The following is a 14036-nucleotide window of genomic DNA, read 5'->3' as shown; positions in this document are numbered from 1 at the left end:
CGGTGACAGATGGCGGGCCAGCGGGCCGAATGTGCCAGGTGTGAAGGAAGCTCTTGCGCAAGCCTTGGCCGACGGATCCGGCGTGGTGGTCGGGCGGAACCATCCCCAGCTGGCCTGGCACATCCGTGCCGCCAGACAGCGGGGCGAGCTGGTCGCCGTGCTGCGGGGCATCTACACCACACCCAGCCACGCCGCCGGCTTCGGCGTGAAGGTGCTCGCGCTCCTCATCGCCGACCCCGATGCGATCCTGCTGGAGCGGTCGGCCGCCGTGGCGCTGGGGTGGCGCGAGCCCGAGCCCGGTGAGGAGTTGGTGGCCGCCAGCCGCCGCATCCAGAGCAAGCCGCGCGGCTACCGCCTCACGCGCCGCCGCATCCACCCCGAGGACGTCCACACCGCCCTCGACCCCTTCGGCCCGGCTGCCACCGGAGCCGCCGGCCCCGCCGTGCGGTGCACCTCACCGGCGCTGACCGCTGTCGACCTGGCCCGCGGCGGCGACGGCGCCTCCCTCGACGACGCCCTGCGGCGCCGCGTTCCCCTGCGCGCCCTCTGGGCTGCCCTGCTCCGCCACCCCACCCGCGGCAACCACACGGTGCGCGCCTTGCTGCACGACTCGCGCGACGAGCCGTGGTCGCCGGCCGAGCGTGCCGGGCACGTCGCCCTGCGTGCGTGCGGCGTGACCGGCTGGTCGGCCAACCTTCCCGTTGAGCGCAGCCCGGGCGTGTTCGCCCAGCTGGACGTCGCCTTCGGCTCCCTCTCCCTCGGGATCGAGATCGACGGCTACGCCCACCACGGTTCGCGCAGCGCCTTCGAGGCCGATCGCGCCCGCGACGTGGACCTGGGCCGCCACGGCTGGCAGGTGGTGCGCGTCGCTGCGGCCTGGGTCCTCCACCATCCGGCAGAGTTCGCCGCCTTCGTGAGCACCATGGTGCGCCAACGCGCCCTGCTGCTCGGGGTGCCGGTGCCCACGGCTCGTCACCCGCGGGCCCCCCAGCCAGTGCGCAACCACCCCGAGCGTGCGAGGTGACCGGCCATCGCACTCCTGACAGGGGGCGTAGCGGTGAAGGGGCACAGCGGGGAAAGGGCACAGCGGGGGAAGGACGCGACCATGAACAGGGGTGGGTCACCCCGCCCCGGACGAGGTGTCAGGATGGACCATGATCACCGAAGCCCGGCTCGGCGCCTATGCCTGGATCGAACGCGACGGCATGGTGCTGCTCACCCTCTGGCAGGGTGCACCCGAACGCGGCATCGAACCCCACTGGGGTCTGCCCGGCGGCGGGGTCGAGTGGAACGAGCAGATCCACGAGGCCACCATCCGCGAGGTGCGCGAGGAGACCGGTTTCGACGTCGAGCCGGCTGAACTTCTCGGGGTGACGGTCATTCACCTCACTGCCGACGACCGCATCGCCCCCGGTGACGGCCCGCTGCGCCTGGTGCGCTTCCTCTCCCGCGCCACCATCACGGGCGGGCAGCTCACCGACGAGGTCGGTGGCTCCACGCTGCGCGCCGCGTGGTTCTCCCGAGGCGAGCTGGCGGCGTTGCCCACGGAGCAGGTGCTCGACTGGGCGCTTGGGCTCGTCGACACCGGCCCGACACCGGGTCTCCCCTCCCCGACGCGGTAGCGTGCATGGAGTGAGAGAACGCACCGCCATCGACCATCTGGCCGACGACCACACCGCGCGGCTGGTGGAGCTCAGCCCCATCCTCGCGACGCACCTGGGCGTGCCCGGCCACGACCATCTCCTCGACGACTGCTCCCCCGACGCCCATGACGCCCTGGCCAGACTCAACCGCGAGACCCTCGCCACGCTCGACCGGCTCACCCCCGCCGACGCCGTGGACGAGGTCACCGTCGCCGCCATGAGGGACCGCCTCGGCCTTGAGCTCGAGCGTCACGAGGCCGGTGACCACCTCGCCGACCTCAACAACATCGCCTCCCCGCTGCAGGGCCTGCGCGACATCTTCGACCTCATGCCCACCGACACCTCCGACCAGTGGGCCGCCATCGCCGCGCGCCTGGCCGCCCTGCCCGACGCGCTCTCCGGTTACGCCGCCTGCCTGGCCGACGGCGTGCGGCGCGGGACGGTGCCCGCGATCCGTCAGGTCGAGCTCGGCATCGCCGAAGCCACCGGGCTCGCCGACCCCGACTCCTCTTTCTTCACGTCGTTCATCGCCAGCGCCCGGCCGGACGCCGCCGAGCCCGCCGACGCCCTCGTCGCAGATCTGACCCACGGCGCGGCCGCGGCGCGCGACGCCTACGGCACCCTGGCCACCTTCCTGCGCGAAGAGCTCGCCCCCCACGCGCGAGCCGACGACGCCGCCGGACGCGAGCGGTATTCCCGCGCCTCGCGCGACTTCGTCGGCGCCACGGTCGACCTCGACGAGACCTACGACTGGGGGGTCGAGGAGCTCGCCCGGATCACCGCCGAGCAGGAGTCCCTGGCCCGCGAGATCGCCGGCCCGGACGCTTCCGTCGCCGACGCCGTGGCGGCCCTGGACGCCGACCCCACCCGCACCCTGCACGGCACCGACGCCCTCCAGCGCTGGATGCAGACCACCGCCGACGAGGCCGTCGAGGCCCTCAACGGCGTCCACTTCGACATCCCCGAGCGCATGCGCACCATCGAGGCCCGCATCGCGCCCACCCAGAGCGGCGGCATCTACTACACCGGCCCCACGGACGACTGGTTGCGCCCGGGCCGCATGTGGTGGAGCGTCCCGGCCGGTGTCACCGCCTTCAACACTTGGCGCGAGAAGACGACCGTCTACCACGAGGGCGTTCCCGGCCATCACCTGCAGGTCGGCCAGGCCGTCCACAACGCCGACGAACTCAATCACTGGCGCCGCCAGGTGTGCTGGCTCTCCGGCCACGGCGAGGGCTGGGCGCTCTACGCCGAGCGCCTCATGGAAGAATTCGGCTTCCTGGACGACCCGGGCGACCGGTTCGGCATGCTCGACGCCCAACGCCTCCGCGCGACGCGGGTGGTGATCGACCTCGGCGTGCACCTCGGCAAGCCCGCCTTCGCTCGCTACGGCGGCGGCACCTGGGACTACGACAAGGCCTGGCAGCTCCTCACCGACAACGTGAACATGGACGAGGCCTCCCTGCGCTTCGAGTTGAACCGCTACGTCGGCTGGCCCGGCCAGGCGCCGAGCTACAAGGTGGGTCAACGCCTCTGGGAACAGATCCGGGCGGACGCCACGGCCGCCGCCCAGGCCCGCGGTGAGGAGTTCTCCCTCAAGGAGTTCCACACCCGCGCGCTGAATCTCGGCTCGCTGCCCCTCGACGTGCTGCGCGACGCCCTGGTCTGAGCCCGTGGCGAGGCGGCCAACCGTCGGTGGACGGCCCCGCCCAGGCCCGGCCCACCGGCTCAGGAGCCGGGCACCCGCAGGGTGAACGCCAGCTGGATCGGCTGGCGCTGCCCGCCGACGTGGACGACATCCGCGCCCTCCACCGTCACCTGACTGGCGTGGTGACTCAACGCCTGCTGGACGCGTCCGAGCTGCTCGGGCGTCCTCACGGTCCAGCCCGCCGCGCCGAGCTCCGAGGCGACCTCCAGGAACGGCACCCCCACCTCGGCCGCAGCGGCCCGGCTGGGTGCCGCGAGGGCGACGTGGTCGGGGTGTCCGTACCCACCGCCGTCGTCGTAGGACACGACGAGATCGGCCAAGAAGCCGCGGGCGTAGGCCGCGATGTCGGCGGCGATCTCGTCGGGGTCGGCGAGGCTGAGCGCGTCCGGCCCTGCGGAGGCACCCGGGCCGGCCACTGTCTCCGCCTGGTCCAGCCACACCATGCCCGAATCGGTGTAGCGACGCGGTTCGCGGCCGGCACCGCGCGCACCGACACCGCCCAAGAAGGTCTGGTGCCGGACGCCGAGGGCGCGGCACGCCGCCGCCACCTCCGCTTCCCGGTGGGTCACGAGGTCCACCCCGGCGGGCACCGACCCCGGCACCAGCTCGCCCTGCTCGCCCCGGGAGGCGGTCAGCACGGCGATGGTGACGCCGCGCTCGGCCAGCGCCGCGATCAGCCCGCCCGTGGCGAGGGTCTCGTCGTCGGGGTGGGCGTGGACGAACAGGACCCGCCGGGCGGCGTCCAGCAGCGTGCGGGCGTCACTCATGGCACCGGAGCCTAGACCTCGTACTCCGGCGGGTACCGGTCGTAGTCGTGGTCGTCGAGCGGGTGCGGCTCGGCCGAGAGCGGTCGGACGATCAGGAAGACGGTGGAGAACACCAGGCCTCCCCAGATGATGACGATCGCGACGATCATCATGACGAGCGCGACGGGGGTCATGCGGACACCCCCCTTCCGACAGGGCGGGCCGGGTCATCGAGAGGCACCGGGGTGAACCGGTCCACCGGCGTGCGCCACGTCATCGCCGTGGCCACCGCGGCGACGGCGAGGATGAACACCACGGTGCCCCACCCAAACAGGGCGTTGAACGACGCGGGGTAGGACGCCGGGTCGTAGCCCACCGTCGCGTACCGGAAGACCGTGACGACCAGGACGTACAGCAGCACGATCGGGTTCAGGATGCCCACGGCCCAGCGCCACCAGTCCCCCAGCCGCAGGGTGGAGACCTGGTTCAGGTGCAGCTGCAGTTCGCGCAGCTTGCGGGCCAGGAACACGACGACGATGCATTCCAGCACCGCGCCGGTGAGAATGCCGATGTTGTTGGCAAAGGCGTCGACGATGTCGAGGGCGTTGAGACCGTTCGTGGTGGAGAACAGCACCACCGAACCGATGGCCCCCGCCCCGATCACGAGGCCCACGGCCGCCGGCCGACTGAGCGCGAACTTCTCGCGCACGGCCGCCACGATCACCTCGAGAATGCTCACCAGGGACGTGAATCCGGCGAGCAACAGCGATCCGAAGAACATGATGCCGAACAGCGGCCCACCGGGCATCGTGCCGATGACCTGCGGGAACGTGATGAACGACAAGGTGACGCCGGCGATGCTGTCGAGATCCGCCACGGCGACACCCTGGGTGTGCGCCATGTACCCGAGGGTCGCGAACACCCCGAACCCGGCCAGCAGCTCGAAAGAACTGTTGGCGAAGGCGGCCACCAGGCCGGTGGGCACCATGTTCGAGCGGGCCTTCAGGTAGCTCGAATAGGTGAGCATGATGCCGAACGCCACGGAGAGCGAGAAGAAGATCTGCGTGTACGCGGCCACCCACACGGCCGGGTTCGCCAGCGCCGCCCAGTCGGGGGTGAAGAAGGCGTTCAGCCCCTCCAGCGCACCGGGCAGGAACAGGGCGCGCACCACGAGAGTGAGGAACATCAGCAGCAGCGCCGGGATGGCGAACTTGTTGACGAGCTCCAGGCCGCGGCTGACGCGTCCGGCCATGACGGCGAAGACGAGCACCCACAACACCACCACGGGCCAGAACACGGCCCAGTCGAGTTGCAGGGTGAAGGCCGGATCGCTGACGTTCAGGTATTCGCCGGTGAAGAAGCCGGCCGGGTCGTCTCCCCACGCGACGGTGGTCGAGAATCCGACGTAGGACGCAGCCCAGGCCAGCACGACCACGTAGTAGCTCATGATGACGACGCACACGGCCACCTGCAGCCAGCCGACGAACTCGAACTTCTTGCCCAGCCGACGGAACACCGCCGGGGCCGAACCGCGATAGCGGTGGCCGAGCGCGTAGTCCAACATCAGGATCGGGATGCCGGCGGTGAGCAGGGCCACCAGGTACGGAATCAGGAAGGCGCCGCCCCCGTTGGTGTAGGCGACGCCGGGGAAGCGCCAGATGTTGCCCAGGCCGACGGCGGAGCCGATCGCGGACATCAGGAAGCCGTACTGCCCGGAGAACTGCTCCCGGGCCGGGGCGGCCGATTGGGTGGACATGGGGGTCCTTTCGGGACGAACGTGCGGCGCACAAGCTACTCTCCCGTCCGGCCCCGCCACCGGGCGTCTCACGCACGCCGGACGCCGCCCCAGCCGGTTCGGGCCCGGCCGATCGGGTCAGTCGCTCCCGGACAGGTCGCGGGTGTAGACGCGCTCGGCGACGTCGGCGAGCTCGTCCGTCATCCGGTTCGCCACGATGAGGTCGGCGCGCCGCTTGAACTCCCCGAGATCGCGGACCACCTCGGAGCGGAAGAACTCCGCCTCCTCGATCAGCGGCTCGTACACGATGACCGGGATCCCCTTCGCCTTCAGCCGCTTCATGATGCCCTGCACCGAGGACTCGCGGATGTTGTCCGACCCCGCCTTCATCGCCAGCCGATGGATGCCCACCACGCCCGGATCGCGGGTCACGATGTCGTGGGCGATGACGTCCTTGCGGGTCGTGTTGGAATCCACGATGGCCCGGATGAGGTTCTGCGGCACGAACTGGTAGTTCGCCAACAACTGCTGGGTGTCCTTCGGCAGGCAATAGCCGCCGTACCCGAACGACGGGTTGCTGTAGTGGACGCCGATGCGCGGGTCGAGCCCCACCCCGTCGATGATCGCCCGCGTGTCCAGCCCCCGCTGCAACGCATAGGTGTCGAGTTCGTTGAAGAACGCCACCCGCATGGCCAGGTAGGTGTTCGCGAACAGCTTGATCGCCTCGGCCTCGGACGCCCGCGTCACCAGCACCGGCGGGTCGTTCAACGCCGCCTCGGCGAGCAGTCCTGCGAACCGTTCGGCCGCCGGCCCCGGGTCGGCCACGATGATCCGGCTTGGATTCAAGTTGTCCTCCAGCGCCCGCCCCTCGCGGAGGAACTCCGGGCTGAACAAGATCTCCCGCCCCGGGTGGCGCCGGCGCATCCGCTCGGTGAACCCCACCGGCACCGTCGACTTCACCACCACCGCCGCCCCCGGGGTCACCCCGGACGCCTCCAGCACCGCCTCCACCGAGGTCGTGTCGAACGCGCCGATCTCGTCGTCGTAGTTGGTGGGGGTCGCGATGACCACGAACTCCGCATCCGCGTAGGCGGCCGCGGCGTCCGTGGTGGCGGTGAGCGCGAGGCCGCCCCCGGCCAGCGCGGCGCTGAGGTCGGGGTCGTCCAACGGGCTGACTCCGGCATTCACTTCAGCCACGCGGCCAGGATCGATGTCGAGGGCCGTCACGGCGTGACGCCGTGAGAGCAGCACGGTCACCGCCAGCCCGACGTACCCCAACCCGACGACCGTGATCCGCGTGCCCACGGGGCGAACCTGCCAGCCGCGGGCGTCCACCAGGTGACGCCGCGGCGCCCCCCAGGTGGCCCGCCGGCAACGCCTCGGGGCCGTCCGGCGGCCACGTCACAGCACGACGATGAGCTGCACCAGCAGGATCTTCACGATGGTTCCGAGCGCAAAGAGCGCGCCGTAGGCCGAGTCGATGCGCTCGTCGTTGACCCGGCTATTGGCGTAGGCGAGGATCGCCGGCTGCCCGATGAAACCGGTCAGGGCGCCGGCGGTGCGTTGGGCGGAGAGGCCGAGGAGGCGTCCGGCACCGACGAGCACGGCCGCGCCGAGGACGAGCACCAGGCCCGCCAGCCCCACGACCTTCAGCCCGGTCAGGGTGAACGCGTCCTGCACGAACGAGGTGCCGGACGCCAGCCCGACGCTGGCCAGGAACACCATGAACCCCACCTGCCGCGTGGTGGCGTTGACGGCGTGGGGCAGGTCCCAGCGGACGGGGCCGGTGCGGTGCAGGGCGCCGAGCACCATGCCGACGACAAGCGGCCCGGCCGCGGCCCCGAGCCCGAACTGCAGGCCGCCCGGCAGCGGCACGGTCACGTAGCCGACCAGCAGCCCCAGGCAGATGCCCACGCCGAGGGAGAGGGCGTCCAGCTGCGACACCCGCCGCTCGGAGTCGCCGAAGAACGTCGCCGCACCCTCGAGCTGGGCGCGCGGCACCACGGCGAGCACGCGGTCCCCGGGCTGGAGGATGAGGTCGTCGCGGGCGAGCATGTCGATGTCGCCGCGCCGCACGCGCGTGACGATGCCCTCGAGCGCGCCGGTGACGTTGAGGTCGGCCACGGTGCGCCCGAAGAGTGCCGGGTTGGAGACGACGAAGCGGCGGAAGTCGACGTCGCGGCGGTCGTGGGTCAGCTTCCGAGTGCTGGTGTGCCCGAGGACGGCGGCGGCACGCGCCACGTCGTCCGGCGCGCCGACGCACAGCACCCGATCACCCGGCCGCAGCGCCTGCCCTGGCGCGAGCACGCGGATGTCGCCGTCGCGCTCGTGGTAGCTGAGCTTGATCGCCTGCGCGGCGTAGCCGGGAATCTCGGTGAGTTCCGTCGCGCGCTCGACGCGGACGCTGCGCGCCACCAGGCCCGCCTCGGCGAGCGAGGGGGCGTCGCGGCGTCCGGGCCAACGGCGTCCCACCAACAGGGCCACCAGCACCATCCCGACCACCACGCCCGTCGGGTAGGCGAGCGCGTACCCGACGAGGGTGTCGGGGCTGGCGTCCGTCACCGCGATGGCGGTGTCGATGGCGGGCGAGGTGAGGACGCCGGCGTACAACCCGGCGACGTGGGCCGGCGTCAGCCCGAGAGCCGCCGCGAGCAGGGCGCCGCCGACGGCCATGACCACCAGCCCCGCCGTTCCCGCCACCATGAGGTGCCACTGGCGGCGCAGGTCGGAGCGGAACGTCGTGCCGGCGGCCAGGCCGACGGTGTAGCAGAACAACACGACGCCCAACGATTTCACCAGCTCGAGCCCTTGGCCGAAGCGCGGATCCAGCGCACCCACCACCAGCCCCATGAACAGCGCCCCGGCGGCGCCGAACCGCACCGGGCCGAACGGGATCTGACCGAACAGGCCACCGAGCGCGATCGTGATCATCAACACGAGCAGCGGGTGTGCCGCGAGGGCGTCCAACACGCCAACCTCCCAGAAGTGGAACCACCCCCAGTGTGCACAGGCAGCGTGCTGTCGTGCGCGTCCGAGCGCCCTCCTAGGCTGCTGGCCGTGCCACTTCACTCCCTCGCGTTGCTGCTCGACCACGTTCCCAGCGGTGGCTGCGGGAGGAGTGGCAGGCACTGGCGAACTCAGGACTCCCGTCGCAGGCGCGGCATCGCGGTGCCACCAACACCGCACGTGACCATTGCGTCGGCCCCCGGCAGCGATGACACCGGGAGGGTCAGCCTCCTCGCCGGAACCGACGCCTGAGCGACTCGGTCGCCGTCAGCCCGCTTCGCGCTCGGCCCAGCGTCGGCCGGCGTCGCCGCCCCACGCATCCCAGGCCACCCGCCCGGGCGAGGGAAAACTCTCCTCGCCGCCACGGAAGCCCTCGGCGTCACGGTCGACGGCATGGCGGGCGAAGTACGCCTTCATCTTCGTCAGGTCCTCATCGCTCACGTCCTCGCCGTGGGCGAGTTGGTGCGCCCGGTCACGGCCGACGTCGGTGAAATTGCGGCCGGCTCGGCCCTCGTCAATCCAACGGACGGCCCGCGCCGCGGCCTCCTGCACGCCCTTGGGTGGTGTCGCCACGGCTCACGCCTTCTTCGACAGCGCGGATTCCTTGTGCGCCGCCTGCTTGCCGGAGGAGTCGGATTCAACGACGTAGGCCGGGTCGTCGTCGCTCGCGGTGAATTTCTGGCCCTCGAACTGGAAATCCGAGGTGCGCTTCTCGACCACCGTGCCGGAGGTCTTCCCCTGCGGGGTGTTCCAGGAGACGTGGTCGCCCGTGCGAAAGGTCATGGCACGCGAATGGCGACCGACAACGGCTGGGTGGGAGGCCCTGCCTGCGTCATGCGCCGGCCTTCTCCAGGGCGACCGCCACGGCCTTCCGCGGGCTGACCAGCACCGGGAGGTCGTCGGGCAGGTACTGGGTGGCGCCCATGAGGCTGGCCTGGGCGAGCACGACGATGTCGGTGCGCTCCGCGAGTTCGATGGTGGCCTTGGCGACGTCGCGGGCGTACTCGTCCTCCTCGCCCTGCTCGAAGGAGATCCACGCGCCGGCGACGATGACCGGCACGATCTCGATCTCGACGCCGGCGGCCTTCGCCTCCTGCTGAAGCAGCTCGGTCGTGGGCACGAGGGCGGAGGCCAACGCTGCCACGACGCCGATCCGGCGACCGGCGCGGACGGCGTCGAAGGCCACCGGACGGTCGACACGCAGCACGGGGATGCCGACGTCCACCCGCTCGGCGACGCCAGCGATGGCGGGGCTCGTGACGACGATCACGTTGGCGCCCTGGGCCGCGAGCTCTTCGAGTTCGGCGGCGACCTCGTCGGCGACGGATTCGGCACCGGCCTGACGCACCAGGGTGAGCAGGTTGGCGGCGACGTGGTGGATCGTCTGGACGTCGGGGTTCGCCTCGTTGACCAAGGCGTCGAAGGTCTCGACGTGCTGTTGTGACGTGTGCAGGAAGCCAATGGCGGTCATGATGTGCCGAGCCTAGGCCCAAACGCGTCCTCGACGAAGCGGATCGCGTCCGAGGCGGTCAGCCCCAGCGCACGCAGGCGCGCCGCGCACGCTTCGGCGGCTGCCCGGGCCTCCTTCTCGGCGGATGCCCCGGTACCGAGCACGAACGACCCGTGGCGGCCGCGGGTCTCGATGACCCCGGCGGCCTCGAGCTCGCGGTAGGCGCGGGCCACGGTGTTGGGGGCGACCCCCAGTTGCGATGCGAGGTGGCGCACCGGGGGCAACCGCTGGCCCGCGGTCAACTCCCCGGAGGCGCGCTGCGCGGTGACCTGCGCCCTGATCTGCTCGAAGGGAGGCGTCGCCGACCCGGGGTCGATGCTGAGCACGGCTCAGCGCTCCCGGATCACCGTCGGCAGGCCGCCCTCCGGCGACAGCACGCCCGCCATCAGCCAGCGCGGCGGGTCCCCCACCACGACCGGCGCGAACCGGCGCGCGAGCACGGCGAGCAGCAGGTGGGACTCGAGCAGCGAGAAGTGGTTGCCGATGCACACCCGCTCGCCCGTGGCGAACGGGAAGTAGGCCTGGGGATGCCGCGTCGCCTCCGCCTCGGGGGTGAACCGGTCGGGGTCGAAACGCTCGGGATCGCCCCAGAAATCGGGGTGGCGGTGGGTCCAGTAGGGGGTGAGCATCACGGCGGTGCCGGGGGTCAGATCCCACCCACCGATCTCCACCGGCTCCACGGCGTCGCGCATGTAGAACGGTGCCGCGGGGTAGAGGCGCAGCACCTCCTTGGTGACCTGCAAGGTGTAGGGCAGCCGCTTGAGCGCCTCGAGGGTCACCGGGCCCTCCCCCAACTCGGCATCCAGCTCGGCGTGGAGCCGGTCGGCCACGTCGGGGTGGGCCGCCAGCGCCGCCCAGGCGGCGGCGAGGGTGCGGGCGGTGGTCTCGTGGCCGGCGAAGAACATCGTGATCGCCTCGTCGCGCAGCAGCGACTCCCTCATCGCGCCGCCGTCGGAATCACGGGCCGCCATGAGGTGGCCCAGGAGGTCGTCGGGCACCGGCTCTCCGGCGGCCTCGCGGGCTCGCCGCTGCGCGATCAGGTCGTCGATGTAGGCGTGCACCTCGTCGCGCGCCTCCCGGTAGCGTCGGTTGGCCGGGGTCGGCGCCCAGTCCGGAACGGGGAGGACGGCGCGCCGCGTCGTGTACCTGATCATGGTCTCGACGCGGCTCTTGAGCCGGACGATGTCCTCCTCAGCGGCCGTGCTGAACACGGCACGGAGGATGATGGAGGCCGTCAGTTCCATCATCTCCTCGCCCATGTCCACCGTCACCCCCGAGGCGGCCAACCCCCGCCAGTGGGACACGACCCGGTCGGCATCGGCGAGCATCAGGTCGGCGTACGTCTGCACCGCACGGGGTGTGAAGAACGGCGCCATCAGCTTCCGCTGCCGCTTCCACAACTCTCCGGTGCTCGCGATCAGACCGTCACCCGTCAGGTAGCGGCGCACCCCGTCGTAGGACTTGCGCTTGTCGAAGCTGCGGCGCCGGGTGAGGTGCACGTCACGCACGGCATCGGGGTGGACCACCAGCACCATCGACTGCGGCCCCAGGCGCACCGCGAACGTGTCGCCGTGGGTGCGCCACTGGTGACCCATCTCATCGAGAAAGCCGCGGCGCGACAGGCCGCGCAGCACCGAGAGCGGGGCCGGACCCGGAATCCGCGGCGTCGTCGTCATGCGCCGAGCCTACCCAGAGCCTCGTGGCCCGGCCGGGCCGAATCCACACGATTCCAGCACACGTTGGCGTTCACGCCACCTGCGCGCGCCTCCCGGGTGATCCCGTGCTGGAATCGTGTGGGATCGGTGCCGCCCACCCCCATCGCGGCGGCCTAGACTCCGCGGCGTGACCGACTTGAACGTGCTGCACGATGACGGCGACCCCGAGCAACGACGCCGCGAGTACGGCGACTCCGACGCCCCCGTCGAGGACGCCCTGGTCGCCGAGGCACGCGACACCGCCCTGACCGGCGCCGAACGACTCAACCGCACGTGGCGGGCCCTGGTGGTCACCGGGCTGTTCGGCGGCATCGACATCGGGCTCGGAATCATGGCGATGGTGCTGGTCAAGGACGCCACCGGCTCCCAGCTGCTGGCGGGCATGGCGTTCGGGGTCGGCCTGATCGCGCTGAAGATGGCCCACAGCGAGCTCTTCACCGAGGAGTTCCTCATGCCGATCAACGCGATCGTCGCCGGCCAGGGCACGTTGCTCCAGCTCGCGCGCCTGTGGCTGGTGACCCTGCTCGCCAACCTCGCCGGCGGCTGGTTCTTCACCTGGCTGCTGGTGATCGCCTTTCCCCACTACCACGACGTCTTCATCTCCACGGCAGAGGCCTACGTCGTCGACCGGCCCTGGCCGGCGGCGGTGGCGCTCGCGGTGCTCGCCGGGTCGACCATCACTCTGATCACGCGGATGCAGCAGGGCACGGACAATGACGTGGCGGGCATGGTCATGGCCCTGATCAGCGGCATGCTCGTGGTGGGCATGGGGATGCTGCACGGCGCGCTCAACTCGATCATCATGTTCGCGGCGATGCACGCCGGTTGGGACTACAGCTACGCGGACTGGCTCGCCTGGTTCGCGTGGGTGATCCCGGCCAACATGGTCGGCGGCCTGCTGATCATCACCATTCCCCGCCTGGTGCGTGTGGGGGAACTGCTGCTCGCCATTCGCCGCGGCGAGCTGGCCCTGCAGCCCGACGACTCCAACGCCCAGGCACGCTGAGACCCAGCACGACGAGCACCAGCACGTCGGGCGGCACCGGGGTCAGCGCCGGCGACGCTCCCGAAGTTTCTCCAGCTCGGCCCGTTCGGACTTCGACAGCGCGTGGATGCCCTGGGCGCTGATCTTGCCCAGCAGCTCGTCCATCCGTTCGTCGTCCGACACCCGTCGTCGCGTCTGACGCTGCTGCGCGCGCGACGGCTTCGGCGCCGGCGCCGGCCGGGACGCGCGCGGACGCCCGCGCCCGGGGATCCAAGCGAGCTCCCCCAGCAGCCCCACCCGCCGGGCCACCACGGCGATGAGCACGAGGCTGAGCAGGAAGCTGAGCAGCGAGCCGAACTGGCCGGCCGCGAGCTGGGGCAAGACCTGCAGCGCCACCAGCACCGCCCCGAAGATCCACGCCGGAATGTTGAACAGGAAGCGACGCTGGGGGTACTCGGCGATCCACACCAGCAGCACGCTGAACTGGATCATCCGCAGCCCCGCCAGCATGCTGTCGGTGGCCAGGAGACCCAGCAGCGTCGTGGTCAGGGTCAGGGACCCCCAGATTCCGACCAGCAGCCACAGCATCGAGCGCCGCCCGACCATGCGTTCGAGGTCGTTGCCGAAGTACCAGAGCATGAAGAGGGAGAGCACGCCCCACAGGTCGAAGCCGTTCGCCAGCGGCCACGTGAACGGGCTCCACACCTGGCCCAGCAGCACCTGGGACGGCACGTACGCCAGCGCCGCGCCCAGCCCGGGCACGAACAAGGTGACCAGCATGCTGACGGCCCCCACGAGCACGGCCACGTTCGTCGTGGTCATCTCGATGCGGCCCAGGCGGAACCAGGCGTCCCCCGCGTGGTCACGGGTCGGGAAGAAGGAACTCACCCCCCAAGCCTGCCAGACCCGATGGCTGCCCAGGCGCCCCGCACCCGGAGCGCGGGCAGCGGTGATCGAGAAGGACGCCTTGTCAGCGGGGCGTCCGCGA

The 14036-nt window shown here is 71.3% G+C and carries 15 protein-coding genes; 4 read left to right on the top strand and 11 right to left on the bottom strand.

Annotation, left to right across the window (positions count from 1 at the left end; genetic code table 11):
- Positions 1-40: 40 nt before the first annotated feature.
- From PCC79_RS01425 to PCC79_RS01415, 3 genes are all read left to right on the top strand, one after another.
- A complete protein-coding gene (locus PCC79_RS01425) occupies positions 41-1024 on the top strand; it encodes a hypothetical protein (protein ID WP_232548776.1) in 984 nt (327 codons plus the stop codon).
- 130 nt (positions 1025-1154) lie between these two features.
- On the top strand, positions 1155-1622 hold the full coding sequence (locus PCC79_RS01420; protein WP_232548775.1) for an NUDIX hydrolase: 468 nt from the start codon (positions 1155-1157) through the stop codon (positions 1620-1622).
- 10 nt (positions 1623-1632) lie between these two features.
- On the top strand, positions 1633-3312 hold the full coding sequence (locus PCC79_RS01415) for a DUF885 domain-containing protein (protein ID WP_342372780.1): 1680 nt from the start codon (positions 1633-1635) through the stop codon (positions 3310-3312).
- Between the two features lie 59 nt (positions 3313-3371).
- On the opposite strand, the gene PCC79_RS01410 is transcribed toward PCC79_RS01415, so the two are convergent.
- The 10 genes from PCC79_RS01410 to PCC79_RS01365 form a co-directional block, all read right to left on the bottom strand.
- On the bottom strand, positions 3372-4118 hold the full coding sequence (locus PCC79_RS01410; protein WP_342372779.1) for a PIG-L family deacetylase: 747 nt from the start codon (positions 4116-4118) through the stop codon (positions 3372-3374).
- A gap of 11 nt (positions 4119-4129) precedes the next feature.
- Positions 4130-4291: a methionine/alanine import family NSS transporter small subunit gene (locus PCC79_RS01405; RefSeq protein WP_232548772.1), complete on the bottom strand. Its 162-nt coding sequence runs from the start codon at positions 4289-4291 to the stop codon at positions 4130-4132.
- Complete coding sequence (locus tag PCC79_RS01400; protein WP_232548771.1) at positions 4288-5853, bottom strand: sodium-dependent transporter; 1566 nt, start codon at positions 5851-5853, stop codon at positions 4288-4290. Before PCC79_RS01400 ends, PCC79_RS01405 begins: the two co-directional genes overlap by 4 nt.
- Positions 5854-5970: 117 nt before the next feature.
- Positions 5971-7137: a nucleotide sugar dehydrogenase gene (locus tag PCC79_RS01395; RefSeq protein ID WP_342372778.1), complete on the bottom strand. Its 1167-nt coding sequence runs from the start codon at positions 7135-7137 to the stop codon at positions 5971-5973.
- A 96-nt stretch (positions 7138-7233) separates the two neighbouring features.
- The gene (locus tag PCC79_RS01390) at positions 7234-8763 is read right to left on the bottom strand and encodes an aspartate:alanine exchanger family transporter (RefSeq protein ID WP_232548844.1); all 1530 of its coding nucleotides are present in this window, start codon (positions 8761-8763) and stop codon (positions 7234-7236) included.
- A 342-nt stretch (positions 8764-9105) separates the two neighbouring features.
- Complete coding sequence (locus tag PCC79_RS01385; RefSeq protein WP_342372777.1) at positions 9106-9411, bottom strand: hypothetical protein; 306 nt, start codon at positions 9409-9411, stop codon at positions 9106-9108.
- 3 nt (positions 9412-9414) lie between these two features.
- A complete protein-coding gene (locus tag PCC79_RS01380) occupies positions 9415-9621 on the bottom strand; it encodes a DUF2945 domain-containing protein (protein WP_342372776.1) in 207 nt (68 codons plus the stop codon).
- A 49-nt stretch (positions 9622-9670) separates the two neighbouring features.
- Positions 9671-10309: an aspartate/glutamate racemase family protein gene (locus PCC79_RS01375; RefSeq protein WP_342372775.1), complete on the bottom strand. Its 639-nt coding sequence runs from the start codon at positions 10307-10309 to the stop codon at positions 9671-9673.
- Positions 10306-10674, bottom strand: coding sequence for a GntR family transcriptional regulator (locus tag PCC79_RS01370; RefSeq protein WP_342372774.1), 369 nt, complete (start codon positions 10672-10674; stop codon positions 10306-10308). The genes PCC79_RS01375 and PCC79_RS01370 overlap by 4 nt, the downstream gene beginning before the upstream one ends.
- 3 nt (positions 10675-10677) lie before the next feature.
- Entirely contained in the window at positions 10678-12024 is a 1347-nt protein-coding gene (locus tag PCC79_RS01365; protein WP_342372773.1) for a cytochrome P450, read from the bottom strand.
- A gap of 166 nt (positions 12025-12190) precedes the next feature.
- Between PCC79_RS01365 and PCC79_RS01360 the strand changes: the two genes are divergently transcribed.
- Entirely contained in the window at positions 12191-13069 is an 879-nt protein-coding gene (locus PCC79_RS01360) for a formate/nitrite transporter family protein (RefSeq protein WP_232548765.1), read from the top strand.
- A 42-nt stretch (positions 13070-13111) separates the two neighbouring features.
- On the opposite strand, the gene PCC79_RS01355 is transcribed toward PCC79_RS01360, so the two are convergent.
- Positions 13112-13936 carry a hypothetical protein gene (locus tag PCC79_RS01355; RefSeq protein WP_232548764.1) on the bottom strand — a complete coding sequence of 275 codons (825 nt, stop codon included), beginning with the start codon at positions 13934-13936 and terminating at the stop codon, positions 13112-13114.
- Positions 13937-14036: the final 100 nt, after the last annotated feature.

The sequence above is a fragment of the Propioniciclava soli genome (assembly GCF_038502305.1).
In the GTDB taxonomy this organism is placed as follows: Bacteria; Actinomycetota; Actinomycetes; order Propionibacteriales; family Propionibacteriaceae; genus Propioniciclava; species Propioniciclava soli.
The sequence above is the reverse complement of the archived record's forward strand: the minus strand, read 5'-3'. Positions and strand labels throughout refer to the sequence as shown.